At 73.7% G+C, this 25,862-nt stretch carries 17 protein-coding genes and 1 pseudogene; 7 read left to right on the plus strand and 11 right to left on the minus strand.

All coding sequences use genetic code 11. The features are described 5' to 3' along the window. The first annotated feature begins 86 nt into the window (after window positions 1-86). The gene (locus ACFIF2_RS01060) at window positions 87-1,394 is read left to right on the plus strand and encodes a phytase (RefSeq protein WP_395570502.1); all 1,308 of its coding nucleotides are present in this window, start codon (window positions 87-89) and stop codon (window positions 1,392-1,394) included. 116 nt (window positions 1,395-1,510) lie between these two features. After that, complete coding sequence (locus ACFIF2_RS01065; RefSeq protein ID WP_395570503.1) at window positions 1,511-2,410, plus strand: NAD-dependent protein deacetylase; 900 nt, start codon at window positions 1,511-1,513, stop codon at window positions 2,408-2,410. A gap of 49 nt (window positions 2,411-2,459) precedes the next feature. On the opposite strand, the gene ACFIF2_RS01070 is transcribed toward ACFIF2_RS01065, so the two are convergent. Then, the gene (locus tag ACFIF2_RS01070; RefSeq protein WP_395570504.1) at window positions 2,460-2,792 is read right to left on the minus strand and encodes a putative quinol monooxygenase; all 333 of its coding nucleotides are present in this window, start codon (window positions 2,790-2,792) and stop codon (window positions 2,460-2,462) included. 136 nt (window positions 2,793-2,928) lie between these two features. Next, window positions 2,929-3,387: pseudogene (locus ACFIF2_RS01075) on the minus strand (GtrA family protein); the annotation flags it as partial. 234 nt (window positions 3,388-3,621) lie between these two features. Between ACFIF2_RS01075 and ACFIF2_RS01080 the strand changes: the two are divergent. From ACFIF2_RS01080 to ACFIF2_RS01090, 3 genes are all read left to right on the plus strand, one after another. Continuing rightward, window positions 3,622-4,725, plus strand: coding sequence for a P1 family peptidase (locus tag ACFIF2_RS01080; protein WP_395570505.1), 1,104 nt, complete (start codon window positions 3,622-3,624; stop codon window positions 4,723-4,725). A 41-nt stretch (window positions 4,726-4,766) separates the two neighbouring features. Beyond that, window positions 4,767-5,552, plus strand: coding sequence for an alpha/beta fold hydrolase (locus ACFIF2_RS01085; RefSeq protein WP_395570506.1), 786 nt, complete (start codon window positions 4,767-4,769; stop codon window positions 5,550-5,552). 95 nt (window positions 5,553-5,647) lie between these two features. After that, window positions 5,648-5,863 (plus strand): hypothetical protein, encoded by a 216-nt coding sequence (locus ACFIF2_RS01090; RefSeq protein WP_395570507.1) that lies wholly within the window; start codon window positions 5,648-5,650, stop codon window positions 5,861-5,863. A 13-nt stretch (window positions 5,864-5,876) separates the two neighbouring features. Here the strand turns inward: ACFIF2_RS01090 and ACFIF2_RS01095 are convergent, their stop codons facing one another. The 3 genes from ACFIF2_RS01095 to ACFIF2_RS01105 form a co-directional block, all read right to left on the minus strand. Then, window positions 5,877-6,866: an MASE1 domain-containing protein gene (locus ACFIF2_RS01095; protein ID WP_395570508.1), complete on the minus strand. Its 990-nt coding sequence runs from the start codon at window positions 6,864-6,866 to the stop codon at window positions 5,877-5,879. Between the two features lie 50 nt (window positions 6,867-6,916). After that, the gene (locus ACFIF2_RS01100) at window positions 6,917-7,747 is read right to left on the minus strand and encodes a PP2C family protein-serine/threonine phosphatase (RefSeq protein ID WP_395570509.1); all 831 of its coding nucleotides are present in this window, start codon (window positions 7,745-7,747) and stop codon (window positions 6,917-6,919) included. A gap of 106 nt (window positions 7,748-7,853) precedes the next feature. Beyond that, the gene (locus tag ACFIF2_RS01105; RefSeq protein WP_395570510.1) at window positions 7,854-8,411 is read right to left on the minus strand and encodes a pyridoxamine 5'-phosphate oxidase family protein; all 558 of its coding nucleotides are present in this window, start codon (window positions 8,409-8,411) and stop codon (window positions 7,854-7,856) included. 150 nt (window positions 8,412-8,561) lie between these two features. On the opposite strand from ACFIF2_RS01105, the gene ACFIF2_RS01110 reads away from it, so the two are divergent. Continuing rightward, window positions 8,562-9,380 carry a siderophore-interacting protein gene (locus tag ACFIF2_RS01110; protein ID WP_395570511.1) on the plus strand — a complete coding sequence of 273 codons (819 nt, stop codon included), beginning with the start codon at window positions 8,562-8,564 and terminating at the stop codon, window positions 9,378-9,380. A gap of 16 nt (window positions 9,381-9,396) precedes the next feature. On the opposite strand, the gene ACFIF2_RS01115 is transcribed toward ACFIF2_RS01110, so the two are convergent. From ACFIF2_RS01115 to ACFIF2_RS01130, 4 genes are all read right to left on the minus strand, one after another. Continuing rightward, complete coding sequence (locus tag ACFIF2_RS01115) at window positions 9,397-9,789, minus strand: VOC family protein (protein WP_395570512.1); 393 nt, start codon at window positions 9,787-9,789, stop codon at window positions 9,397-9,399. Further along, window positions 9,786-10,088, minus strand: coding sequence for an ArsR/SmtB family transcription factor (locus ACFIF2_RS01120; protein WP_395570513.1), 303 nt, complete (start codon window positions 10,086-10,088; stop codon window positions 9,786-9,788). Before ACFIF2_RS01120 ends, ACFIF2_RS01115 begins: the two co-directional genes overlap by 4 nt. A 109-nt stretch (window positions 10,089-10,197) precedes the next feature. Then, the gene (locus ACFIF2_RS01125) at window positions 10,198-11,766 is read right to left on the minus strand and encodes an amidohydrolase (protein WP_395570514.1); all 1,569 of its coding nucleotides are present in this window, start codon (window positions 11,764-11,766) and stop codon (window positions 10,198-10,200) included. A gap of 5 nt (window positions 11,767-11,771) precedes the next feature. Then, entirely contained in the window at window positions 11,772-11,984 is a 213-nt protein-coding gene (locus ACFIF2_RS01130) for an MbtH family protein (RefSeq protein WP_395570515.1), read from the minus strand. 88 nt (window positions 11,985-12,072) lie between these two features. Here ACFIF2_RS01130 and ACFIF2_RS01135 point away from each other — a divergent pair, with 88 nt between their 5' ends. Then, window positions 12,073-13,164, plus strand: a complete 1,092-nt coding sequence (locus ACFIF2_RS01135; protein ID WP_395570516.1) for an alpha/beta hydrolase-fold protein — start codon at window positions 12,073-12,075, stop codon at window positions 13,162-13,164. Between the two features lie 6 nt (window positions 13,165-13,170). On the opposite strand, the gene ACFIF2_RS01140 is transcribed toward ACFIF2_RS01135, so the two are convergent. Both ACFIF2_RS01140 and ACFIF2_RS01145 read right to left on the minus strand, forming a co-directional pair. After that, a complete protein-coding gene (locus tag ACFIF2_RS01140; protein ID WP_395570517.1) occupies window positions 13,171-14,871 on the minus strand; it encodes an ABC transporter ATP-binding protein in 1,701 nt (566 codons plus the stop codon). Beyond that, complete coding sequence (locus ACFIF2_RS01145) at window positions 14,858-25,840, minus strand: amino acid adenylation domain-containing protein (protein ID WP_395570518.1); 10,983 nt, start codon at window positions 25,838-25,840, stop codon at window positions 14,858-14,860. The genes ACFIF2_RS01140 and ACFIF2_RS01145 overlap by 14 nt, the downstream gene beginning before the upstream one ends. Window positions 25,841-25,862 lie beyond the last annotated feature (22 nt).

Consider the following 25,862-nt stretch of genomic DNA (forward strand, 5'->3'; position numbering starts at 1 on the left):
CTTTGCGCCGGTGCGGCCTTTCACGGGGCGGCTCCAGGGTGGGATCACCTTGTCCGCCATGTCCGCGTCATGAAAGGACTCACTTCATGGCTCTGCCCGTCCGAGCCCGTTCCGCCGTCGGTCGCTTCGCACTGTTCACGGCGCTCACCGCCCTCGCGGCGGTCGTACCGCACCCGGCCGTCGCGGACGGTGGTCTGCCCGGTGTGCGGCCGGCCGCGGAGACCGCGCCCGTGTACGACGACGAGGCCGGCGGAAACGCGGACGCCGACGACCCGGCGATCTGGCGCAACCCGGCCGATCCGGACCGCAGCCTGGTCGTCACCACGGTCAAGGAGGGCGGCCTTCGCGTCTACGACCTCGACGCACGCGAAGTGCAGTCCGTGGCCGCCCCCGAGGCCCCCGGCCCGGACGACGCCCCCGGCCGGTTCAACAACGTCGACCTCCTGCACGGTGTGCGGCTCGGCTCCGAGAAGGCCGACCTGGCCGTCACCACGGACCGCGGCGGTGACCGGCTGCGGATCTACCGCATCGACGGCGACGACACGGCCGCGCCGCTCACCGACGTCACCGACCCCTCGGCGCCGGCGATCTTCTCCTCCTCGCAGGACGAGATCAACGAACAGCGCACCGCCTACGGCCTCGCCACCTGGACCGACCCCTCCAGCGGCCGTTCGTACGCGGTGGTGAGCCGGCGCGAGCGCACGTCGCTCAGCCTGCTGGAGCTGACCACGGGAACCGGCGGCACGGTCTCGTACCGCAAGGTGCGCACCCTGGAGCTGCCCTCGCGGTTCCGGCTGGGCGACGGCACCACCTGGGCCCCCTGCGGTGAGCCGGGTGAACTGCCCCAGGTCGAGGGCATGGTCGTCGATCCGGCGAACGGCACCCTGTACGCGGGGCAGGAGGACGTCGGCATCTGGCGCGTGGACGCCCGTCTCACCGGCGTACCGAGGCTGGTGGACAAGGTCCGTGAGTACGGGGTGCCCGGCACCTACGACGCCGGTACCGAGGAATGCGTGCCGGGTGAGGATCCGGGGTACGGCGGCCGGCGCCTGTCGGCGGACGTCGAGGGTCTCACCCTGCTCCACCAGGACGACGGGGACGGCTATCTGCTCGCGTCGAGCCAGGGCGACGACAGCTTCGCCGCGTACGACCGCGAACGGGACGAGGGCAACGAGTACGAGGGCGGCTTCCGGGTGACCGACGCCGCCGGCGCCCTCGACGCCACCCAGGAGAGCGACGGCGCCGCCGTGCTCGCCGAGCCGCTCGGAACGAGGTTCCCGCACGGTCTGCTCGTCGTCCAGGACGGCGACGACACGCCGGTGGAGACCGACCGCGAGGCGACGAACTTCAAGTTCGTGGACCTGAAGCCGGTGCTCGACGCCCTCGACGACTGACGCGACCGCTCGGCGCCGGGCCCGTCGGCGGTGTCAGCACCGCTGGGCTCCGGCGCCGGGCCGGGACCCCGGCCGCGCCCCAGCCGGTCGAGGCGTCCGTTCCGTACCCTGGCGGCATGCGCATGCGCCCCACGCTGAACTGGACCCCCGCCGAGGACCTGCCGCCGGGCACCACGGATCCGGAGCCGGTCGCCGACGCGCTGCGCGCCGGCGGTGTGCTGGTGCTCAGCGGGGCGGGCATCTCCACGGAGTCGGGCATCCCCGACTACCGGGGCGAGGGCGGGAGCCTGAGCCGGCACACCCCGATGACCTACCAGGACTTCACCGCCGACGCCGCGGCCCGGCGCCGGTACTGGGCCCGCAGCCACCTCGGCTGGCGCACCTTCGGGCGCGCCCGCCCCAACGCCGGGCACCGGGCGGTGGCCGCGTTCGGGCGGCACGGCCTGCTCACGGGCGTGATCACCCAGAACGTCGACGGCCTGCACCAGGCCGCCGGCAGCGAGGACGCCGTCGAACTCCACGGCAGCCTGGACCGAGTGGTCTGCCTGTCCTGCGGTGCCCCCAGCCCGCGCCGCGAACTGGCCCGGCGGCTGGAGGAGGCCAACCCCGGCTTCGCGCCGGTGGCCGCCGGCATCAACCCCGACGGCGACGCCGACCTCACCGACGCCCAGGTCGGCGACTTCCGCGTGGTGCCCTGCGCGGTCTGCGGCGGCATCCTCAAACCGGACGTGGTGTTCTTCGGCGAAGCCGTGCCGCCCTCGCGTGTCGAGCACTGCCGTGCCCTGGTCCGCGAGGCCGCCTCACTGCTGGTCCTGGGGTCCTCGCTGACGGTGATGTCCGGCCTCCGGTTCGTCCGTCAGGCGGCCGAGGCCGGCAAGCCGGTGCTGATCATCAACCGGGACCCCACCCGCGGCGACCGGCTCGCCCTCACCCGGGTGGCACTCCCGCTGGGCACCGCCCTCGTCACGGTGGCCGACCGGCTGGGCGTCGCCGTGGACGGTCAGTCCGCGGTCTAGCCGTGGACGGTGGGCCCGCTGTCCAGCCGTGGACGGTGGGCCCGCGGTCTCAGTCCTCCCGCGGAACCGCCATCTCCCCGAGCAGGGACCAGTCGTCCTGCGGGACGGTCGTGTTGACGATCCGGGGCGTTTCCACCAGATGGGGCGGCAGCGTCCTGCGGGCCTCGGCGAAGTGAGCGGAACCGACGTGAGCGGCGCCGGCCTCGTCATCGCGGAACGCTTCGACCAGCACGTACTCGGTCGGGTCCTCGACGCTGCGGGACCAGTCGAACCACAGGCACCCGGGCTCGCCGCGGGTCGCCTCGGTGAACGTACGGGTGATGTCGGGCCAGGCGTCGGCGTACTCGGGCCGGACGCGGAACCTGGCGGTGATGAAGATCATGGAAGGGCCTTTCGGATGGGCGGGCGACGGCCGGACCGCCGGGAAGCGGCCGGTCCGACGCTAGGGGAATCCAGGATGCCGCGCCCTCGGACGCGCCCGGCGAAGGGGCGTGGTCGCATGCCCCGTTCGGGGCGTACCGGGCGGGACCCGAGACGCCCACCGCCGCCCGCGGGCGGCGGCTCGCGAAGACGACGAGACGCAGGACCACGAAGCGCCCGATGCCCGCGAGGGCGGAGGCGCCCAGGTAGACGGCCTGTTCGAGCGTCGCGCCGGGCGTCGCGACGAGCTGCTGCAGCGCGAACATCGCCGCGCAGGTCACCGCGTACGCCGCGGCCGCCGAACCGGCCGACTGCGTGTGCTGGCGCCAGGTGGCGGGCCGGCCCGCGCCGAAGGTGAACCGGGCGTGCAGCTCGGTGGCCAGGATCGTGGAGGCCACGGTGATCAGGGCGTTGGCCAGGGCCCAGGGCATCCAGGCGGCGAGAGCCACCACGGCGAACGAGGAGGCGAGCCCCACTCCGCCCCCGCAGAGGACGAACCGCGCGAACGCCGTGAGGGCGCCGGGCACCGCCTGTCGTCGACTCTGTGCCGTCCGCATGGTCCACCATCCCCCCGCACCCACTCCGCCTGGTTTCTTATGATGGAAACGCTACGTTGCATTCATGGTTCTGGCAAAGCAATTACTGCACTAATCACTGATAATTGCAGGTCAGGGCAGAAAAATCGTTGCAGTGACCTCTTAATAACGCAACGGGCGTCCCATCACTTCATTGCAATGAACCAGCCGTGAACGCTACCCACGCCGTCGGTGCGACGCGTAACGTGCGGCCGCATGGACCCACGGCCCCCCTCGCCCATCGCGCCCCGCGCCGCCCGGCCCCGCGCCCGTGACCTCGGCATCGTCATCGGCCCCACACCCACCGGGCCCCTGAACGCGATCACCGACGTGCCGGGCGTACGCGTCGGACACACCACCGTCCGCCGGCCACCGGACCTGCACAGCGGAGTCACCGCCGTCGTGCCCGGACACGTCGGCCCCCACAGCCCCCTCCCGGCCGGGGTCTTCACCGGCAACGGCTACGGGAAGCTCATCGGCACCACCCAACTCGCCGAACTGGGCACCCTGGAGACGCCGATCCTGCTCACCTCCACCCTCTCGGCCTTCCGCGTCGCCGACGCCCTCGTCGGCTGGATGCTCCGACGGCCCGGCTGCGAGGAGGTACTGAGCCTCAATCCCGTGGTGGGCGAGTGCAACGACGGCTTCCTGTCCGACATCCGCGCCCGCCCCGTCCGCGAGGAACACGTCCACGCGGCGCTCGACGGGGCCACGGACGGACCGGTGGCCGAGGGATGCGTCGGCGCCGGAACGGGCACCGTCGCGTTGGGTTACAAGGCCGGCATCGGGACCGCGTCACGCACCACGGAGTCGGCCGGCCGCTCCTTCACGGCGGGCGTCCTGGTACAGGCGAACTTCGGCGGCACCCTGCGGGTCCTCGGCCGCACCCTCGCCGCGGGGCACGCCGACGACGGGACCGGCGGCCCGGTGCCGGCCGCCGACACCGGCTCCTGCATGATCGTCGTCGCGACGGACGCCCCGCTCGACTCCCGGCAGCTCACCCGTGTCGCCCGGCGCGCGGTGTTCGCCCTGGCCCGCACCGGCGCGGCCTACAGCCACGGCAGCGGCGACTACGCCATCGCGTTCGGCACGGCGCCCGGCACCGGCGCCCGTGTGGCGGACGCCGAACTCGGCCCCCTGTTCGAGGCCGTCCTCGACTGCGTCGAGGAAGCGGTGCTCAACTCCCTGCTCGCGGCGACCACGACCACCGGTTTCGGCGGCCGCACCGTGCCCGCGCTCCCGCCGGAACTCCTGTCCCGGTCGCCACGGACGGTCGCCCGGCACCCGCATTGCGGGCGTGGGGAGCCCGGCGGAGACTGAACCGGAAGGACGGGGGCCGAGACGGCCTGGAGTGATGGGCGATGGGCGACTACGCGGACCTGCCCGGTGTCAGGACCTGGTACGAGACAGAGGGGTCCGGTGATCCGCTGGTCCTGCTGCACGGCGGGTTCTGCACCAACGCCACCTGGGGTGCGCAGCGCGCCGACCTCGCCGCCGCGTACCGCCTCTTCCTGCCCGAGCGGCGCGCGCACGGACACACCCCCGACGTCGAGGGGCCCCTCTCGTACCAGGACATGGCCGACGACACGGCGGACTTCATGGACACGGTCGTGGGCGGGCCGGCGCATCTCGTCGGCTGGAGCGACGGGGGTGTCGTGGTGCTGCTCGTCGCCCTGGCCCGACCCGACCTGGTCCGCAAGGCCGTGGTGATCGGCGCCAACTTCCGGCCGGCCACCGAGTGCTTCGCCGAACCCTCGATGCTCGACGCGATGACGCCGGACGGCGACGATCTCGCGTTCTTCCGCGAGCTGTACCAGGCCGTCACGCCGGACGGGGCGGACCACTGGCCGGTGGTGGCGGCGAAGGTGCTCGACATGTGGCGCACCCAGCCGGCACTCACCACCGGGGACCTGGCGCGCGTCGAGGCGCCGGCCCTCGTCCTGGTGGGCGACGACGACCTCATGACGCTGGAGCACACGACCGCCCTGTACCGTGCCCTGCCCCGGTCGCAGCTGGCGGTGGTACCCGGCGCCTCCCACGTGGTCCCGCTGGAGAAGCCGGCCCTGGTCGACCGGCTGATCCTCGACCATCTCGGGCAGGACACCGTGGAGACGATGATGCCCGTACGGCGGGCCACAGGGCCATAAGGGTGGCCCGAGGTCGTGTCGGGCGGCCGCCGCCCGGCCGATTGGCCATCCTGGGCCGGAAGTGGCGCCCTCCCCCACGAGTAGGAGCACGGCCGATGCCGACGGACCCGGTTGGACGTTTCCTGGCGGCTCTGGACCCGGACCACCGGGACGCTGTCCGTGCCAGGCCTCGCGACGAGCAGGAGAGACTGGCGGAGAGCTGGGAACGGGAGCTGCTGGCGGACACCGATCTCGACACGCTCGACGAGTTGTCCCCGACGGCGGCGGAGGCCGAGGCCGCCCGACGGGTCATGGAGTCGGACACCCCCTAGGCCGGCGATCAGGTCACCGGGCGTCCTGACCCGACGTCCCCGTGTTGCCCGTGCCCCCGGCGTTCAGGTGCTGCAGCGCCTCGACCAGCTCCTGGCAGGCCCGCTCCACGGAACGCCTGGTGTTGAGCTGCTCGGTGATCACGGCGGACAGCAGGAGCGCGGTCAGCCCCAGGGTGCCGTTGAACGCCTGGAGCTTCATCATCGTCTCGATGTCGGAGAGCCCGCCGAAGGAACCGGCCTCCTGCCGGGCCGCGACGGTGGCCATCACGGAGGCGAAGAGGGCGCACGGCATGCCACCCGCCAGCTGGAAGCGCAGCGCGGCCCAGACCAGGATCGGATACACCAGGAAGAGGGCGCTGATCGGGCTGTAGACGACGAGCGGGACGAGCGCGCACACGACGACGGTGAGCCCCAGCGCCTCGCCCCACCGCCCGGACGGCGGGGGCCAGCGCGCCCGGTGCAGCAGGAGCAGCAGCGGCGTGACGATGACGACCCCCATGGCGTCGCCCACCCACCAGGCCAGCCAGACGAGCCATACGTTGTCGGTGGCCAGTTTGTCCGTGACGACGAGCATGCCGACGCCCGCGCCGGAACTGATCAGCATGGCCGTCAGCGCCCCGAGGAAGACCAGCGTGAGGCCGTCGCGCAGGCGGCTCAGGCTCACCCGGAATCCCACGGCTCGCAGCATCAGCCAGGCGCACACCGGCGCGGCGGTGTTGCCGGCCACGACCCCGACGGCCGAGGGTCCGGGGACGGTCAGGGACGCGACGACGAGCAGGGCGCCCAGGGCGATTCCCGGCACGCACCGGGGGCCGAACAGCAGCAGGCAGGCCACGGCGACGCCGCTGGGCGGCCAGATGGGGGTGACGATCGCACCGTCCGCGACGAGCTGCTGGGACAGCCCCAGTCTCCCCGCCGCGAGGTAGCAGGCGGCGACCAGCAGCGTCTCGCAGACGAGGACGACCGGTCGCGGCCAAGCACGGATACCCACCACAGCAGCCATCAGACACCGGTGCCGTCCCGGCGGCGAGGCGAGGCGGGCCCGGTGCGGCCCTACGGCGTAACGCCGCGCCCGTCGTGGCCGACGACGAGTACCGCCGCGTCGTCCTCGTGCCCCACCAGCTCCGCGTTCTTGAGCACGGCGGCCGCGAGCGCGTGCGCCTCCATGCCGGCGACGGCGGCGATGCCCGCCAGCCGTACGACCCGTGCGAGCCCTTCGTCGACGCTCAGCGAGGGGCCCTCCACCACCCCGTCGGTGAGCAGGACGAAGACGCCGCCGGTGTCGAGCTGGTACCGGGTGACCGGGTACTCGGTTCCCGCGAGGACGCCCAGCGGAGGTCCCCCTTCGTCCTCGGAGACGTCCGCCTTGCCGTCGGCCGTGGCCCAGACGCAGGGAATGTGCCCGGCCCGCGCGCTCTCCATGACGCCGGTCGCCGGGTCGAAGCGCATGAAGGTGCAGGTGGCGAAGAGGTCCTTGTTGAGGGAGAGGAGCAGCTCGTTCGTACAGGCGAGCAGGTCACCGGGCTCGCTCGTCACGGAGGCGAGCGCCCGCAGGCCGACGCGCACCTGCCCCATGAAGGCCGCCGCGTCGATGGCGTGGCCCTGCACGTCCCCGACGGAGAGGCCGATACGGCCGTCGGGGAGCACGAAGGCGTCGTACCAGTCGCCGCCCACGTTGAGTCCGGCGTAGGCGGGCGAGTAGCGGGCGGCGAGGTGGAAGCCGGGGACCACGGGGAGGTCCGCGGGCAGCATGTCGCGTTGCAGGGCGATCGCCAGCTCCACCTGGGAGCGACGCAGCTCGGCGAGTTCCCGTGCCTGCGTGGTCAGCGACGCCAGTCGGGCCAGCAGCTCTTCTCCGTCAGGTGCGGGACGCTTGCGGAACATCGACCACTCCCGGGCCAGGCGGCCGACGCCTTACGGGGCCGGACGGTCCCAGTTTCTCATTCGCCCCGCTCAGGGGCATGCCGAAGGCGTCCCGGCCGTCGCGTCCTCAGAACACCCACCGCGTGTGGGTGTAGACGCCCTCGTCGCGCCCGAATCCGTACGCGGTGTCCGGGGCCACGGCGAACACCACCGCCTCCCCGCTGCGGAACGTGTCGCCGATTCCGTGGAACGTGCCCTCGGGCGAGGTGATGTGGGGCCCGTACTTCGCCTCGTGCGCGGCGATGACCTCCTCCAGCAGCGCCGGATCGGTCACCGGCTCCGCCCTGCCCTCGACCACCAGGTCGCGTCCCTCGGTGAGCGAGTTGCCGCCGGTGGTGAGCGCGCAGTGCCCGTTATGGGCGAGGTTGCGGGCCTTCTGCTCCCCCGGGCCGGTGGAGAAGTACAGCACGCCGTCGTGCCAGGCGGCGATCACGGGCGTGACGTGCAGCCGGCCGTCGGGCCGGACCGTGGACACCCAGAAGATCTCGGCCGTCTCCAGCTGCTCCTGGGCGTCGGCCCACGGTGTGGCGGTCACTTCCGCCGCACCCGGGCGGGGATTGAGCGCGGAACTGTAGCGGGCGTCGAGTTCGGTCGTCGGTCGTCGCGTGGATCCGTGTGCCGGCATGGCGGGACTCCTTCCCCGTCCATGATGACCGGCCGCCGCGGTGGAGGCACGCCGCGCACGGCGAGCGGGGGACGGGTGCACGGATGCGCGGCGCACGGGTGCGCGGATGCACGGGTGTCACGACGATCAACTTAGGCTAGCCTTGCCTTCATGACGAAGGTCCGGCGGCTCATACCGCAGCACCCCAGAATGTTCCGTGCCCGCGTCCTGCGCACGGAACGCGTCTCCCCGTCCATGCACCGCGTGACCGTCACCGGGCCGGAGCTCGCCGAGTTCCCGTGGCTGGGGTACGACCACTGGTTCCGGCTGTTCCTCCAGCTGCCCCACCAGCGCCGGCTGCGCCTGCCGGAGTTCACCGGCTCCCAGTGGTGGCCGCCCTACCTCGCCATCCCCGAGGACGAACGGCCGCACTGCGCCAACTACTCGGTGGCCGGCTTCCGCCGGGAGGCGGCCGAGATGGACATCGACTTCGTGGTGCACCGCGGGCCCGGCGGCGAGATCGAGGGCAGAGCCGCGATCTGGGCCTGCGCCGCCGTCCCGGGAGACGCGCTCGCCGTGCTCGACCAGGGCGTCCTCTTCGACTGTCCGGGGGACGCCTCCGAGGTCACCGTCGTGGCCGACGAGACCGGGCTGCCCGCGGCGGCGGGCATCCTGCGCTCCCTGCCCGCGGACACCGTGGGGCGGCTGATCCAGGAGGTTCCCACCGCCGCCGACCGGCGCCAGCTGGACGGTCCGGCCGGCGTGACCGTCTCCTGGGTGGTGCGCCGGGACAGCACCGCCGTCCCCGGCGTGGCCGCGCTCGGCGAGCTGCGACGGCTCACCTCGGCCGACGCGTCGGGCTACGCCTTCGTGGTCGGCGAGTCGGCCCTGGCCACCGAGGGCCGCAGGCATCTGCACCGCCTGGGGCTGCCGAAGGAGCGCATCACCTTCTCGGGCTTCTGGAAGCACGACAGGGCGCAGGCCGCCTGAGCCCCGGGGTCCTCCGCTACTGGGCCTGTGACGCGATCTGGATGAGGTTGCCGCACGTGTCGTCGAAGACGGCGGTGGTGACGGGGCCCATCTCCAGGGGGCCCTGGGTGAAGCGCACCCCCAGGCCGCGCAGGCGCTCGTACTCCGCCTTGACGTCGTCGACGGCGAACTGGGCGAGCGGGATGCCGTCCGCGACGAGCGCGTCGCGGTAGGCCTTGACGGCCGGGTGGCCGGCGGGCTCCAGGAGGAGTTCGGTGCCGCCGGGCTCCTCGGGTGAGACGACGGTCAGCCACCGGTCCGTCTCCCCCACCGGCACGTCGTGCTTCTCCACGAAGCCGAGGATCTCGGTGTAGAAGCGCAGGGCCTTGGCCTGGTCGGTGACGAAGACGCTGGTCAGGTGGATCTTCATGGGGTGTGCTCCTCCGGTCGGGACGGGTCTGGCCTGAGCCATCGTTCGGTGATCCTGCGCAGCGGGGCGGGGTTCACCTCGTGGAACTTGTACCGGCCCTCCCGCCTGGTCTCGACGAGCCCGGCGGCTTCCAGCACGGCGAGGTGCTGGGAGACCGCCTGACGCGAGATGCCGAGCCCGTGCCTCATGCTCAGGCGCGAACAGATCTCGAACAGTGTCTGTCCGGACTTCTCCGTGAGCTCGTCGAGGATGGTGCGGCGGGTGGGGTCGGCCAGGGCTTTGAACAGGTCGTCGGCCACACCCTCAGCATAGGCAAGTGTTCACTTGCCTATCAAGTCGGCGCGGACCGTTGAGGCGCCCGGCTGGTACGCGTACTCACGACCCGTCCAGAACGGCGAGCGCTCCCGGCTATCCGTCCGCCGGGCGGCCGTCGACGTAGGTCGCCACCACCTCGATGTCCGCGATGCGCGAGGTGTCGACGCGCCGGGGATCGTCGCCGAGCACCACCAGGTCGGCGCGCTTGCCCGGGGTGAGCGTGCCGAGGTCGTCCTCCCAGTGGCAGGCGAGGGCGCCGGCGACCGTGTACGCGTGGAGGGCCTCGTCGACGGTGATCCCTTCGGCGGGGCCGATCCGCCGGCCGGACCCGGAGGCGCGCTCGACCATGAACTGGACGGCGCGCAGCGGGGACCCGTCCGTGACGGGGCGGTCGGAGCTGCCGACCAGCGGGATGCCGTGGTCCAGGAAGGACCTGCCCCGATAGAGCCACGCGGCCCGTTCCCCGCCCATGATCGCCGCGTAGTCGTCGCCGAAGGAGTGCAGGAAGGTGGGCTGCACGACCGCGCTCACGCCCAGCCGGGCCAGGCGCGGGAGCTGGTCGGGGCGGACCAGGCCGGCGTGCTCGACGCGGTGCCGGGCGCCGGGGCGGGGCCGCAGGCGCTGGGCCCGCTCCAGGGCGTCCAGCGCGACGTCCACCGCGCGGTCGCCGATCGCGTGGACGGCGAGCTGCCAGCCGGCGAGGTGACCGTCCACGATGGTGTCGGCGAGGACGTCCGGGTCGTCCTGCAACTGGCCCGCGTGGTCCAGGCCGACGTAGGGAGCGCTGAGCGCGGCGGTCCGGGCCATCATGCCGCCGTCGGTGAAGACCTTCAGCGCGCCCACGGACAGCCGCGCGTCGCCGAACCCGGTGCGCAGGCCGAGGTCGAGGGCCCGGGGGATGCCGTCGGCCTCGTGGGCGGCGACCCGGTGCAGCCGGTCCGCGGACACCATGAGCTGTACGCGCAGCGGCAACATCCCCCGCTCCCGGGCGAGTTGGTAGGCGCCCAGCTCGACGGGGCTGTGTCCCAGCAGGGTCCCGCCGATGCCCGCCTCTGCGACGGCGGTGACGCCCTCGCCCAGGCAGGTGCGGGCGGCCCGTCCGACGGCCTCGGCCACCTCCTCCTGGGAGTACGGAAGCCGCAGCGCGCGAGCGGCGCCCATGGCGCCCTCGGCGAGGAAGCCGTCGTCGTGCGGGACGTCGGCGGGGAGCAGGTCGAGGACGGCGGAGTTGACGACGCAGCCGTGCCCGGAGTCGTGCGTCACGTACAGCTTGCGGCCGTGGCTGACCTTGTCCAGCTCGGCCGCGGTCAGATGGCGGCCGAGCACCCGCTGGTCGTAGCCGGCGATGCTCACCCAGGCGCCGGGCGAGCCGGTGCGGGTGACGGCGTCCTCGATGACGGCCAGCACATCGTCGACGCGGGTGCGTCCCGCGATGCTCGGGGTGTTCTGCTTCAGCCCGGTCCAGGCCAGGTGGACGTGGGCGTCGATGAACCCGGGCAGCACGGTGGCGCCGCCCAGGTCGACGACCTCGCGGGCGGGCAGCGCGGTCGCCGCCTCGTCGAGGCCCACGATCCGGCCCCGCCAGATGCCCAGGTCGTGGGCGATCGGGTGGCCGGGGTCCATGGTCAGGAAGCGGGCGTTGGTGAGGCGGGTGCAGACCATCGGCGTCAGGCGTCCATGGACTCGGCGAGGGAACGTGGGCGCAGGTCCGTCCAGTTGGCCTCGACGTACTCCAGGCAGGCGTCCCTGCTGCTCTCTTCGAGGGCGACCGTCCACCCTCCGGGCACCTCGGCGAAGGACGGCCAGAGCGAGTGCTGGCCCTCGTCGTTCACGAGGACCAGGAAACGGCCGTCGGGGTCGTCGAACGGGTTGGTGCTCATACGCGCCGCCTCCCAGTACGTTAGGTTAGCCTCGCCTCACGTGAAGTGAGCTTAGCCTTCTCGGATTTCGCTCCACAAGGAGACGTTCATGAGGATGGTGGGGGAAGGCGCCTTCGCCGCGTTCGGGATCTCCGGCGCGCCGGGCACCGAGGCCTTCTGGACGGCCGTGCGGACACCCGTGTCGGTTCCCGGCGGCGACGGCTGGACGACCCTGTTCCTGTGGCGCGGGTCCGAGCCGGTGAGCGTCGGCTTCGAGAGCTGGTCCGACCCGGTCCCCCTGCGCCGGTGGGCCGACACGGACTGCTGGTACGCCGAGGTGCGGATGCCCGCCCGACTGCGGGTGACGTACTGGTTCGTCACGGACGAGGGCGCCCGCGCCGACCCGCTCAACCCCGCCGGCGCCGGCGGTGACCGGTCCGTCGCCGCGACCCCGGACACCCCCGCCCAGCCGCACTGGCCCGGCCTCGGGGCCACGGACGTCCTGCCCCTGCCGCCCGCCCGGATCCGCTGGACCTGCGAACGGCTCGGCGGACGGCGTACGGTGCGGATCCACCCGGTGGGCGGCGGCGGACCCGTGGTCCTGCTGCTGGACGGGGACGACTGGCTGTACCTGCACCCGGCGGCGACCGCCTTCGAGTCGGCCCACGCGGCCGGCGAGATGCCCGCGGTGACCCTCGTCTTCCTGCCCGCCAAGGACAGACAGGCCGAGTTCGGCTGCCGGCCCGACCTGTGGCGGGCGGTCCGGGACGAACTGCTGCCCCTGGTGGCGGGGAGCGGCGTACCCGCCGACCCGGACCGGCTGGTGGTGGCGGGGCAGAGCCTCGGCGGGCTCGGCGCCCTGTACGCGGCCCTGGAGTTCCCGGAGCTGGTGTCCCGCGTGGCCTGCCAGTCGGCGTCGTTCTGGTGGACACCGGACGCCGCCCGCCTCGCGGACCCGCTGGGCGGTCCGGTCGGCGGCGTGCTCGCCGCGCGCCTGCGCGAGGGTGCCGATCTGTCCGGCCTGCGGGCCGCCTTCGACGTGGGGGAACACGAGACGCGGATGCTCCCCCACTGCGCGCTGGTGGAGACCCTGACCGAACAGGCCGGGGCCACCGTGCGGGTCTCCCGGTCCCCCGCTCACCACGACCGGGCGGGCTGGCGGCACGCCCTGCTCCGGGACGTCGCCTGGGCGCTCGCCTGAGCCGGGTCACCGGGCGACGGCCAGGCAGTAGTCCTCGTCGGTGGCGAGCAGGTTGCGGTGGGTGTCCTCGGCGGTGACGACGCCGTCGTCCAGGACGAGGACCCGGTCGGCCGCGTCCAGCAGGGCGGGGCTGCTGGTGATCACGAGGGTGGTGCGGCCCCGGCGCAGCTTCGCGACGTTGCGGGCGATGAGCTGTTCGGTGACCGCGTCGACGGCCGTGGTGGGGTCGCGCAGGACGAGCACGTCGGGGTCGGCGGCCAGGGCGCGGGCCAGGGACAGCCGTTGACGCTGGCCGCCGGACAGGTTCGCGCCGCGGTCCCGGACGGCGTGGTCGAGTCCCTCGCGGTGCAGGGCGACGACGTCCGTCAGCATGGACGCCTCGACGGCCTCGGGGACCGACCGGCTGGTGCCCGACGGGTCGATGTTGGTGCGCAGGGTGCCCGCGAAGATCTCCCCGTCGTACGGGTTGACCAGCATGTGCTCGCGGACGGCCTCGGCCGACAGGTCCGCGAGTGCCTTGCCGCCGACCCGTACGACGCCCTCGTACGCGTCCGGTGGGACGTGCAGGGCGAGGACCGACGCGAGGTCGGCCGCCGCGCGCGGCTGGTACGCGGCGATCGCCACGAACTCCCCGGCGGCCACCCGGAATCGCAGATCGCGCAGGGCGCCGTGGCGCAGGCCGTCGACTTCTAGGTCGCCGCCCGGGGCCGGCCGCCCCTGGCCGGGGGCCGCCACCGGCGGCGCGGTCAGGACCAGCGCCATGCGCTCGGCGGACGCACGCGCGATCATGACGTACTTCGGCATCTCGGAGAACAGCTTCAGCGGTTCCATGATGAACTGCGCGAGCCCCACCGCCATGACCAGCTCACCGATGGTGATCCGGCCGTCGAACGCGAGCCAGCCGGCCGTCAGGGTCACGGCGGCGGCGAGGACGGCGTTGAGGGCCAGCGCGGTGCCCGCGTACACGCCGTTGACGCGCGCGACGGTGATCGCCTGGTGCTTCGCCTCCGTGCTCACCTCGCGGTAGGAGCGGAACGCCGCGTGGTTGCCGCCGAAGCCGTGCAGCGGGCGCAGGCCGATGATCAGGTCGGCGACCTTCGCGCCCGCCCGCGCCACCCGGGCCTGCTGCTCGCGGGTGCTGGAGCCGATCCGCTTCGACATCACGCTGAGGACCGACAGGATCGCCACGGTGCCCACGATGACGAGCAGTCCGAGGCGGATGTCGGCGAGACCCAGCGCGGTCGCTGCGATCACCACGGCGACCAGTGAGCTGACCAGCAGCGGCACCACCTCGATGATGTCCGCGGTCTGGTCGGCGTCCTCGGTGGCGATGGTCAGCACCTCGCCGGACTTGAGGTCGACGTCCCTGGCCACCGGCTGGAGGCCGCAGGCCGCGACCCGTACCCGCCAGCGGTGTGCCTCGGTCGTGTTGGCCTTCTGCAGAACGCGCATCCCGAAGCGCCACGACAGCGACACGGTCGTGATGATCACGGCCAGCGCGGCGACCGACAGGCCGAGCGAGGCGGGAGTGCGGTCCCGCATCGTGTGTTCGACGATCAGGCCGAGGGCGATGGGGAAGGCGGTCTCACCGGCCTGGTAGAGGCCCATGAGGACGGTGCCCCAGGTCATGGCGCCGATGTTGCGGCGCAGCGCGGTGCGCAGGATGTCGGCGCCCGGGCGGGGCCGCCGCTGGTCAGGAGTGGTCATCGAGGTGGCGGGCAATCGCTTCCGGGGTGCGCAGGGTCATCAGGTCGCGGATGGTGATCACTGGACCGTACTCCCGTCGGAGCAGGCCCGTCAGCCGGACCGCCAGCATGGAGTGTCCCCCGAGGGACACGAAGTCGCTCACCGCGCTCACCTCGTCGTCGTCCAGGTCCAGTGCCTCGGCGAAGCACGCGCACACCACGGTCTCGGTCCCGGTCCTCGGACCGCGCTCCCCGGCCGTGGTGAGCGCGCCCAGCGGTTTGGCCTCGGGCAGGGCCTTGGTGCCGGCCTTCCCGTTCACGGTCAGCGGGATGCCGTCGACCTGGGCGTAGTGGGTGGGGCGCAGGAAGTCCGGCAGCGCGGCGCCCACCTCGGTGGCGACCGCGGCCAGGTCCGCGCCGTCCAGCACGAGGTAGGCGGCGAGCCGGTACGCCCCGTCGACCTGGGGGTCGGCCTGGGCCACGGCGGCGACGAAGCGCACCGCCGGGTGCGCCGCGAACGCGGCCTCGACCTCGCCCGGTTCGACCCGGTGGCCCCGGATCTTGACCTGCTGGTCGGTGCGGCCCAGGTACGTCAGGTTCCCGTCGGGCCGGCGCTCCACCAGGTCACCGGTGCGGTACATGCGCTCGCCGGGGGCGCCGAAGGGGCAGGCGACGAAGCGGTGCGCGCTCTGGGCGGGCTGTCCCAGATAGCCGCGCGCGATGCCGACGCCCGCCACGTACAGCTCCCCGGGGACGCCGTCGGGCACCGGCCGCAGCCACGGGTCCAGGACGTACACGTCCGTGTTGTCGATGGCCACGCCCACCACCGGGTCCGGGCACTCGAAGGTGCCGACGCCGAGGGTGTTGATGGTGTACTCGGTGGGCCCGTACAGGTTGTAGCCGACGGTGCCCTCGGTCTCGGCGAGCCGCCGCCACAGCGACGGGGTGACGGCCTCGCCGCCCAGCAGCACCAGCGCCGGCCGCCGCCGGGGGTCGTCGAGCAGTCCCTCGGCGAGGAGTTGCTGGGCGTAGGTCGGGGTCACGTTGACGACGTCGACGCCGTGCTCCAGGCAGTACGCGACGAGCCTCGGCGCGTCCCGGCGCAGTTCCTCGTCGCAGATGTGCACCTCGTGGCCGTCGGCGAGCCACAGCAGTTCCTCCCACGACATGTCGAACGCGAACGACACGGTGTGCGCGATCCGGAAGACCCGGTGGCCGTGGTCCGCCAGCACCGGCTCGAAGATCCGGCGCTGGTGGTTGAGCAGCATGTTGGTGAGTCCGGCGTACTCGGTCACCACGCCCTTGGGCTTCCCCGTCGATCCGGAGGTGTAGATGATGTAGGCGGGGTGGCGCAGGCGGTCCGGGTCGTCGGGCGAGAACGTCGCGAACGGTTCGGCCGCGGGCAGTGGCCGGTCCAGCTCGATCAGGTCGCCGGTCAGCCGTGGGGAGACGGCGGCGACGGTGAGGATCACGTCCGGGCGGGCGTCCGCGACGATCGCGGCGATCCGCTCGTCGGGGTGGTCCAGTTCCAGCGGCACGTACGCGGCGCCGGTGCGCAGTACGGCGAACAGGGCCACGATCGAGTCGAGGGACCGGGGGATCGCGAGGCCCACGGTCCTCCCGGGGCCGATGCCGCGCCCGGCCAGCACACCGGCCACCGCGCGGCTGCGGTCCCGGAGTTCGGCGAAGGTCAGAGTGGCGCCGTGGGCGACGAGCGCCACCCGGCTCGGGGCGCGGTCCGCGGCGAGGTCGAACCGGTCGACGACGGTGTCCGTGCCGATGCCGGTGCGTGCGGCGCGCTCCGGCGTGGGACCCGGTATCCGCAACGCGCCGACCGGCCCGGCCGACCGGGCCAGCTCGTCGAGCACGTTCAGGTAGTCGTCGAGGAGCCGGCCGGCGGTGCCGGTGTCGTCGTCGCGGTGCTCCAGCTTGACGGTCAGCCGGTCGCCGGGGGTGACGACCCAGGTGAAGGGGTAGTGGGTGGAGTCGCCGGCCCGCACGGAGGTGATGCCGTGCCGGGCGTTCATCTCGGCGAAGGCGTCCGGGTCCAGGAAGTTCTGGAGCACGAACAGGTTGTCGAAGAGGGTGTCGTGGCCGCCGGCCCGCTGGATCTCGCCGAGGCCGAGGTGCTCGTGCTCCATGGCCTCGACGCGGGCCGCCTGCACCGCCGTCAGGTAGGCGCCGACCGTGTCGTGCGGTCGTGCCCGCGTCCACATGGGCACCGTGTTGAGCAGGACGCCGACGATGCCGGACAGGCCCTCGCCCTCGCGCCCGGAGACGGTGACGCCGAACACGGCGTCGCCCCGGCCGGTACGGGCGCCGAGGAGCAGCCCGAACGCGCCGGTCAGAACCGTGTTCAGGGTGACGCCGTGGGTCCTGGCGGCGTCCCGCAGCCGCTGTGACCGGGCGGCGGTGAGCGTGCGCACGTGGGTGCGCGGCAGGGCGTCGGACGGCGCGGGCGCCGGTCCGGCGAGCAGCGTCGGGCCGGGGAGGCCGGCGAGGTGCCGGGCCCAGAAGCGTTCCGACGCGGCCGTGTCCCTGGCGTCGAGGGCCCGGGCGTACTCCTCGAAGGCGGGCGTGGCCGGGACCGCGGCCGGCGGCTCGCCCGCGAGGACGGACTCATAGGCCGCGAACAGGTCCCGCAGCACGATCTCGCGGGACCAGCCGTCCCACAGCAGCAGGTGATAGCTGAGCAGCAGCCCGTCGCGGTCGCCGGGCAGCCGCACCACGGTCAGCCGGACCAGCGGTGGCGCACCGGGGTCGAAGCCCGTCTCCCGGTCCCGGGCCCGCAGGGCCTCGGCCTCCGCCTCGGTCGCCGCTTCGGCCGTGCGGACGTCGACCCGCCGGCCCGCCGCGAGGACCTGGACGGGGTTTCCGTCGTCGTCGGTGGTGAAACCGGCGCCCACGACCGGGTGCCGGGCCATCACGTACGCCATCGCGTCGGCCAGCGCGCCGGTGTCCAGGCGGCGGTCGAAGGTGAACCAGCTCTGCGCGACGTAGTGTCCGGCCGGGCCCGTCAGCTGGGTCTGGAAGAACAGGCCTCGCTGGAGCGGGGTGACCGGCGCGGTGCGCTCGGCCGTCGCGGCGGCGTCCGCGAGGCGCTCCAGCGCGGCGGTCCAGTGCTCGGTGATCTCGTCGGGGACGCCCTCGGCGAGGGTGAAGGCCGCGTGCAGGCTGCCGGTGGCCGCGTCGGTCCAGGCGTCGACCTCGACGGCGTAGGGGCTGCCCTGCTCGCCGCGGGTCAGGCGCAGGGCCCCGGACTCGCCGCCGCGGCCGAGGTAGTTGAACAGCACCTGCGGACGGGCGGTGCTCAGCAGGGGCGCCGTCTGCGGGTCGAGGTACCTGAGCTGCCCGTAGGCGACGTGCCCGCGCTCGTCCGGCCGGCGTGCGGCGACCTCGCGCGCGGCGGCCACGGGGTCGGTGTGGGCGGTGAGCCGCACGGGCGCGACGGCGGTGAACCAGCCGACCGTGCGGGTGTAGTCGTGGTGGGCGAGGGCGGGGACCCGGCCGTGGGTCTCCAGGTCGATCGCCAGGTCGGTGGGCGACGGCTGGATGCCGGTCAGCGCGGTGCGCAGGGCGCCGCACAGCAGCTCGGTGGGTCCCACGCCGAGCGCGGTGGGCGCGGCGCGGGTCACGAGGTCGCTCGCCCCGGGCGGGAGCACGACCGTCCTCTCGCGCGCCGTCCCGCCCGACGGCAGCGGTGCGGGTGCCTGGAGCGTGCTGATCCAGTGGGCGAGGTCCCCGGCCGCGTGGGCGGCACGGTACGTCAGTGCCTCGGCGTACTCGGCGTAGGACGTGGTCGGCGGCGGCAGGGGTGCCCCGCGCATCGCGGTGGCGAGGTCGTCGAGCAGGACCAGCCAGGACACCGCGTCGACGGCGAGGTGGTGCACGGTGACCACCAGCGTCCGGGTCGTCTCCAGCCACGCGAAGGCGATGACGTTCCCGGACTCGGGATCGAGGCGGCCGGCGGCTTCGTCGGCGACGGCGGTCGCGTCGGTCAGGTCCGTCCGGGCGACGGTCACCTCGCGACCGGGGTCGGTGCGCAGAGACCACACCCCGTGCGCGACGCGCAGCGCGAGGCGCAGCGCCGGGTGCGCGGCGACGACGGCCCGCGCGGCGCGTTCGGCGTCGGCGAAGCCCGTGCCCTCGGGGGCCGGCACCGTCCTGGCCTGGGCGAACCGAGTGAGGGAGCCGCCCAGTTCGCGCTGGCGCAGCATGATGGGCGTCGGGGGCAGCGGGCCGTCCTCGCGGCGGGCCGGCGCGGGCTCCTGGGCCGGCCGGGTGAGCGTCGCCAGGTGCGCGGCGAGCGCGCGCGGTGTCCTGAGCAGGAAGACGTCCCGTGGTGTGACGGGCAGTCCGAGCGCCCGGGCGCGGTTGACCACGGTGATGGCGACGATGCTGTCGCCGCCCGCCGTGAAGAAGTCGGTGTCGGGGTGCGCGGCGGAGCCGGGGAGCGTGCCGGCGTAGATCTCCACCAGGGCGGCGAGTGCGGAGGCGGCCGCCGGGGTCTCGTGGTCGGTCTCGCCATGGAGCGGCTCATGGAGCGGCGAGGCGGCTCGGTGCGGCCCGGCGTCGCTTTCGCAGGCCGTCTCCGCGCGGGCCCTGGACTCCAGAGCCTCGCGGTCGAGTTTGCCGTTGACCGTCAGCGGCAGGGCGTCGAGCGGGAGTGACCGGCTCGGCACCATGTGCGCGGGCAGCTTCGCCGACAGGAGGGTGGCGAGATCGCCGGACGGACGGCCCACGACGTGTGCGACCAGGTGGTCGCCGCCGTCCGCCACCGTGACGGCCGCGTCCCGCACGCCGTCGAGTTCCCGGATCGCGGACTCGACCTCGCCCAGCTCGACCCGGAAGCCCTTGAGCTGGACCTGGTCGTCGGCGCGGCCGGCGAACTCCAGCTCGCCGTCGAGCGTACGACGGGCCAGGTCACCGGTGTGGTACATGCGGGAGCCGTCGCCGGCGAACGGGTCGGCGACGAACCGGCCGGCGGTGAGTCCGGGCCGGCCCAGGTAGCCGAGCGACACCTGGTCACCGGCGACGTACACGGCGCCGACCCGGCCCGGCGGCACCGGCCGGAGCCGCTCGTCGAGGAGGTGGGTGACGAGGCCGGGCAGCGGGCCGCCGATCGGGCTGGCGCCGCCGTCGGCGGTGAAGTCCGCGTCGGTGAGAACCCGGTGGGTGACGTGGACGGTGGTCTCGGTGATGCCGTACATGTTGACCAGTTCGGGCCTGCCGGTGCCGTGCCGGTCGACCCAGTCGCGCAGCCGTCCGAGGTCCAGGGCCTCGCCGCCGAAGACGACCCGGCGCAGTGCGGGCAGCGGCTCACCGAGGTGCCGGTCGGCCTCGACGAACCGGTAGAACGCCGACGGCGTCTGGTTGAGGACGGTCACCCCGCGCTCCCGGACCAGGCGGTGGAAGTCGAGCGGGGAGCGGGTCAGTCCGTACTCCGGGACCAGCAGTTCGCCGCCGTGGACGAGCGCGCCCCACAGCTCCCAGACGGCGAAGTCGAAGGAGTAGGAGTGGAACTGGACCCACACGTCGTCGGGGCCGAAGTCCATGTGCGGCCGGGTGCGGGCGAGCAGCGTCACGACGGCGGAGTGCGGGACGACGACGCCCTTGGGCCGGCCGGTCGATCCGGAGGTGTAGATCACGTAGGCGGGGTCGTGCGGGCGGGCCGGCCGTCGCGGTGCGGTGGCGGCCGGCGGCGGCTCCTCCCCCTGCACCAGCACGCGGGCCGTCGGCGTCCCGGCCCGGGACAGCAGGTGGGTGAAGCGCTCGCGGTGGTCCGGGTCCACGAGGACGACCTGCGGGGCGGCGTCGGCGAGGACGTACTCCAGCCGCTCGTCCGGGTGGGCCGGGTCCAGCGGCACATAGGCGCCGCCGGCAGTGACGACCGCGACCAGGGCGACGACCTGCTCGACGGAGCGCGGGACGGCGACGGCGACGCGCTGTCCGGGGCCGACGCCCGCCGCGCGCAGGACCACTGCCAGGTCCTGTGCGGCGCGGGCGAGTCCGCCGTAGGTCAGGGAGCGGGTGGCGCCGTCGAGGGCGCACTGGGTGACGGCGGTGGCGGCCGGGTCCCTGCGTGCGGCGGCGTCGAACAGTGCGCCCAGGGTCGTCGGGGCGACCGGCTCGGGGTGCCGGGTGCTGCCCTGGGCGGCCGGCTCGCCGATCGGGGCGTCCGGGCGGGTGAGGAGTCCGGTGAGGGTCCGGGTGAACGTGCGCAGGATGCCGTGGGCGCCCGCCTCGCGCAGCAGCGCGCCGTCGTGGATCAGGTTGAAGCGCGGGCGGCCGTCGGGCGTGCGTTCCACCACCAGGGTCAACGGGTAGTGCGGGGCGCCCTCGTTGACGACGCCGGTGACGACGAGCGTGTCGCCGGGCCGCCGGAGGCCCTCCACGTCGGCCGGTACGTCGAACACCACCAGGGTGTCGAACAGGGCGCCGAGGCCGGTCCGGCGCGTGATCCCGGCGAGCGAGACGTGCTGGTGCGGCCGGACCGCGCTCATGTGCGCGCCGACCGAGGCGAGCAGGTCGCGGGCCGTGGTGGTGCCCGACCAACGGGCGCGCACGGGAATGGTGTTGATCAGCAGGCCGACCATGTCCTCGACGCCGGGGACGTCCGCGTCGCGTCCGGACACCGTGGAGCCGAACACCACGTCCGTGCCGTGCAGGATGCCGCCCAGTGTGACCGCCCATGCGCTGTGCACGGCGACGCTCAGCGGCACGCCGGCCGACCGGGCGGCGGCGTCGATGTCGTCCGCCGGCTCCACGGTGGCGTCGGCGAACCGGTCGGAGGGGATGTGTCCCTCGGCGACCAGCGAGGGACCGGGCAGTCCGGCGAGTTGCTCGCGCCACACCTCCTCGCTCGCCTGGTCGTCGCGTGCGGCGAGCAGGCGTACGTAGTCGGGGAAGCCGCCGAGCGGATAGGTGCTCCCCGGCGCGTGGTACTCGGCCAGCAGCGTGCGGAGCATCGGCATCACCGACCAGCCGTCGGCGATGATGTGGTGCACGGTCTGCACCAGGACGTCGTGGCCGGGGCCGCCGCGCACCAGGGTGTACCGCATCAGCGGGCCGGTGGCCAGGTCGAACCCGGTGCGGCGGTCCCGTTCGGCCAGGGCGCGGATCTCGTCGTCGGTGATGCCGGGCCGGTCCAGTGTGGTGAACGGCGCCTCGACGCCGCTCTCCAGTACGCAGACCACGCGGCCGTCGGCGAGGGCCGTGAACCGCGCGGCCAGGTTCGGGTGGAGCGTCAGCAGCCGGGTGGCCGCCGCCGCGAGCCGGCCGGCGTCCACCTCGCCGTCCAGGGTCAGCAGTTGCTGCTCGACGTAGCTGCCCGTCCCGTCGTCGTACGCGGAGTGGAAGTACAGGCCCTCCTGCAACGGGGTCAGCGGCAGGATGTCCCGCAGTGCCGGGCCGTCCAGGGCGTCGACGTCGGCCTGGGTGAGCGGCAGCGGGCGGAAGTCGCCGGGCGAGTGGCCGCCCCGGTCCAGCGCGGCCAGCCCGGCCAGGGCCTCGCGGAAGTACGCGCCGAGCGTCGCGATGTCGTCGTCGGTGAACATCCCGTCGGGCCAGGAGAGGGTGGTGACCAGCTCGTATCCGCCGGTCGGAGCGGGTTCGGCGATCGCGTTGAACTCCAGGGGCCGCGGCAGGCGCATCCTCGGATCGCGCCGTTCCCCCAACTGTCCCGTCGTGCGGGCGAGTTGCCAGTCCGCCGAGGTCCCGGCCTCGAAGCGGCCCAGGTAGTTGAAGAGCACCTGGGGCGCGGGGGCGTCGAACTCCACTCCGGCCAGGTACCTGAGGGCGCCGTAGGAGACGCCGTTGCCGGGGACCCGGGCCAGGTCGTCCTTGACCGCCTTCAGGGCGGCGGCCAGGTAGGCGGGTGCGGTGAGGTCGTCGGCCGTGCCGGGGTCGACGGTCACCGGGAACAGGGTGGTGAACCAGCCCACGGTCCTGGACAGTTCCGGCTCGAACCCGGCGGTGGGCGCCACGAACGCGGGCTCGCGGCCGTGTCCTTCGAGTTCGACGTACGCGAACGTCTGGTCCTGGCCGAGGTCACGGCGCCGGCGGGCGAGGGCGACGGCCAGGGCGGTCAGCAGCACGTCGTTGACGCCCGCGTGGAACTTCGCCGGGATCTCGCCCAGCAGCGCGGCGGTCACCTCGGGGCCGACCGACACGGTCCGCACCCGCTCCCGTGCCACGGTGTCGGCCGCGGTCAGCGCGCGCCGGCCCAGCGGTGCGTCCGCTCCCGGCAGGGGGCGCCGGTAGTAGGAGCCGTCCGCGTCGAAGGCCGCGCGTTCCAGGAGCTGGGTCCAGCGCCTGAAGGACGTGCCCGTCGGGGGCAGTTCGACCGGTGCGCGGGAGGCGAACTGCCGCCACGCCGTGGCCAGGTCCTCCATCAGGACGCGCCAGGACACGCCGTCGATCACCGTGTGGTGGACGACGAGGACCAGGTGCCGTGCCGTGCGGCGCCAGACGGTGCGGAGCATCGCGCCGCCCTCCGGGTCCAGCGCCCGGGTGGCGAGGGCGACGCACGCGTCCAGCGGCCGGTCGCTCTCCTGCCACCGCGCGGCCTCGTGGCCCGGCCGGTCCGCCGGGTCCGGGTCCGGGATGTCGAAGCTCCAGCGGTCGCCGCGCACCAGCCTGGCCCTCAGCATGGGGTGCCGGGCGACCACGGCCGCGAGGATCGCGTCGAGCCCCTCGGCTGTCAGGTCCGCCGGGGTGTTGAGCACCACCGACTGCACGAAGCCGTCCACGGCGTCCGTGGTCTCGCCGAGCCACCGCAGAACGGGTGAGCCGGCGACGGGGCCGGTCGGCACGTCCCGGGGGTCCACGCGGGCGGTGTCCTCGCGGCTCGCCACCGCCGCGAGCGCGCCCAGGGTGCTGTGGGTGAAGATCTGGCGCGCCGTGACGTGGAGACCGGCGTCGCGCAGGGCGGCGAGCAGCGAGATCGCGAGGATACTGTCCCCGCCGAGCCGGAAGAAGTCCTGGTCGACGCCGACCTCGTCCAGCCGGAGCAGGGCCGCGGCCGCCGCGCACACCGCGCGCTCGCTCTCGGTGGCGGGCGGCACGACCAGGGCCCCGGCGGTCTCCGGTTCGGGCAGAGCCTGCCGGTCGAGCTTGCCGTTCGCGGTGAGCGGGAACTCCGTCAGCACCACGACGTGGGCGGGCACCATGTACTCCACCATGTGCTCGCCGGCCCACGCCTCGACGTCGTCCGCCCGCAGGTCGTCGTGGCCGGCGGCGGGGATCACGTACCCCACCAGGTACGTGCCGCCGGCCGCGTTCCTCTTCGCGACGACGCAGGTGTGGCGGACCCGGGGGTGTTCCGCGAGGCCGGCCTCGACGTCCTCGATCTCCAGGCGCATCCCGCGGATCTTGACCTGGTTGTCGGCCCGGCCGAGGAAGTCCAGGGAGCCGTCGGGGGCGAAGCGCGCGAGGTCACCGGTCCGGTAGAGCCGGGAGCCGTCGTCGGCGAAGGGGTTCGCCACGAACCGGGACGCCGTCAGGCCGGGGGCGCCCACGTAGCCGCGTCCCAGGAGGAGGCCGCCGACGTACAGTTCGCCGCCGACGCCGACCGGGACCGGGCGCAGTTCGTCGTCGAGGACGTACAGCTGCGTGTTGGGGTTGGCCCGGCCGATCGACGTGGACAGGCGCTCGGCCGCGCCCCGGTAGACGACGTGCGAGACACCGATGGTCGTCTCGGCCGGGCCGTAGCCGTGGTACAGGGGGATGTCGAGCCGGGTGCGGAACCGTTCGTACAGCTCGGGGGTGAGCACCTCGCCGCCGCACCAGACGTGCCGCAGGCTGTCGAGGCGCCCGGAGTCGCCGGCCATCTCCAGCAGCACGTCCAGCATGGACGACACGAGGTAGGTGAAGGTGACGCGCTGTCCGGCGATCACGTCCAGCAGGTGGTGCGGGTCGCGTTCGCCGCCGGGCCGCAGGACGACCAGCCGGGCGCCGGACACCAGCGGCAGGAAGATCTCGTTGACGGAGATGTCGAAGGACAGCGGCGCCTTGAACAGCGACGCGTCGTCGGGTCCGAAGCCGAGGATCTCGTGGACCTGCCACAGCAGGCGCTCGCTGATCGCCTCGTGCCGGATCATCGCGCCCTTGGGCCGCCCGGTCGAACCGGAGGTGAAGATCACGTAGGCCAGCGCGTCCCCGGGGACGGTGACCGGGGCGCCGTCGGCGGGGAGGGAGCCGAAACGCCAGTCGCCGAGGTCGACGGGCACGGCTTCCGGTTCGTCCGGGGTGCGCGTGCCCGAGGCGTTGAGCTGCACCACCACGCGGGCGTCCTCGATGACGGCGGCCCGGCGGGCGGCGGGCCAGTGGGGATCGAGCGGTACGAACGCGCAGCCCGCCTGGAGTACTCCGAGGAGCCCGATCACCAGGTCGGCGGAGCGTTCCAGACTGACACCGACGACCTGTTCGGCGGTCAGCCCCCGCCCGACGAGGTGGTGGGCCAGCTGGGCGGACAGCCCGGCCGCCTCACGGTAGGTCAGCGACCGGTGCTCGTCGACGACGGCGACGGCGTCGGGCCGGGTACGCGCCTGTTCGCGGAACATCTCGACCAGGGTCGGGCGGACCCGTGCGGCCTCGGTCGCGTTCCACTCGGCCAGCTGTGCCCGCCGCGCCGCCGTACTGGACGGTCCGACGGTGCCGAGCGGGCGGTTCGGGAAGTCGGCGAGGTCGTCCAGGGCGAGCTGGGCGTCGTGCGGTGCGACGCCGTCCGGGAGCGCGATGCCGCTCCCGTCCGCCGTGACGTCCCAGCCGGCGCGCCCCGGGCCGCCCTGGTCGGCCCGGGCGAGTACGGCGGCGAACGGGGTGTCGGGGGTGAGGTCGATGCCGTCGGGCCCGCGTCCCGTCGCCCAGTAGGAGAGCCCGATCGCGCAGGCCCGGGCGATGGTCCGGTCGGGGAAGTCGCCCACGCGCCGGCGTATGCCGGTCAGGTGCCTGGGGGAAAGCCGTATGAGACGAGCGCTCGGTTCCGTCATCGAAGAGTCGACGCCCCTTCCA

The organism is Streptomyces sp. BK79 (assembly GCF_044142145.1).
In the GTDB taxonomy this organism is placed as follows: Bacteria; Actinomycetota; Actinomycetes; order Streptomycetales; family Streptomycetaceae; genus Streptomyces.

Excerpts from the sequence above, each read along its gene's own strand:
- ACFIF2_RS01090 (WP_395570507.1), top strand. The coding sequence starts at position 5,648 with ATGCCGACGGACCCGGTTGGACGTTTCCTGGCGGCTCTGGACCCGGAC.
- ACFIF2_RS01110 (WP_395570511.1), top strand. The coding sequence starts at position 8,562 with ATGACGAAGGTCCGGCGGCTCATACCGCAGCACCCCAGAATGTTCCGT.
- ACFIF2_RS01125 (WP_395570514.1), bottom strand. The coding sequence starts at position 11,766 with ATGGTCTGCACCCGCCTCACCAACGCCCGCTTCCTGACCATGGACCCC.
- ACFIF2_RS01085 (WP_395570506.1), top strand. The coding sequence starts at position 4,767 with ATGGGCGACTACGCGGACCTGCCCGGTGTCAGGACCTGGTACGAGACA.
- ACFIF2_RS01140 (WP_395570517.1), bottom strand. The coding sequence starts at position 14,871 with ATGACCACTCCTGACCAGCGGCGGCCCCGCCCGGGCGCCGACATCCTG.
- ACFIF2_RS01145 (WP_395570518.1), bottom strand. The coding sequence starts at position 25,840 with ATGACGGAACCGAGCGCTCGTCTCATACGGCTTTCCCCCAGGCACCTG.
- ACFIF2_RS01100 (WP_395570509.1), bottom strand. The coding sequence starts at position 7,747 with ATGTTCCGCAAGCGTCCCGCACCTGACGGAGAAGAGCTGCTGGCCCGA.
- ACFIF2_RS01115 (WP_395570512.1), bottom strand. The coding sequence starts at position 9,789 with ATGAAGATCCACCTGACCAGCGTCTTCGTCACCGACCAGGCCAAGGCC.
- ACFIF2_RS01105 (WP_395570510.1), bottom strand. The coding sequence starts at position 8,411 with ATGCCGGCACACGGATCCACGCGACGACCGACGACCGAACTCGACGCC.
- ACFIF2_RS01080 (WP_395570505.1), top strand. The coding sequence starts at position 3,622 with ATGGACCCACGGCCCCCCTCGCCCATCGCGCCCCGCGCCGCCCGGCCC.
- ACFIF2_RS01130 (WP_395570515.1), bottom strand. The coding sequence starts at position 11,984 with ATGAGCACCAACCCGTTCGACGACCCCGACGGCCGTTTCCTGGTCCTC.
- ACFIF2_RS01070 (WP_395570504.1), bottom strand. The coding sequence starts at position 2,792 with ATGATCTTCATCACCGCCAGGTTCCGCGTCCGGCCCGAGTACGCCGAC.
- ACFIF2_RS01135 (WP_395570516.1), top strand. The coding sequence starts at position 12,073 with ATGAGGATGGTGGGGGAAGGCGCCTTCGCCGCGTTCGGGATCTCCGGC.
- ACFIF2_RS01060 (WP_395570502.1), top strand. The coding sequence starts at position 87 with ATGGCTCTGCCCGTCCGAGCCCGTTCCGCCGTCGGTCGCTTCGCACTG.
- ACFIF2_RS01095 (WP_395570508.1), bottom strand. The coding sequence starts at position 6,866 with ATGGCTGCTGTGGTGGGTATCCGTGCTTGGCCGCGACCGGTCGTCCTC.
- ACFIF2_RS01065 (WP_395570503.1), top strand. The coding sequence starts at position 1,511 with ATGCGCATGCGCCCCACGCTGAACTGGACCCCCGCCGAGGACCTGCCG.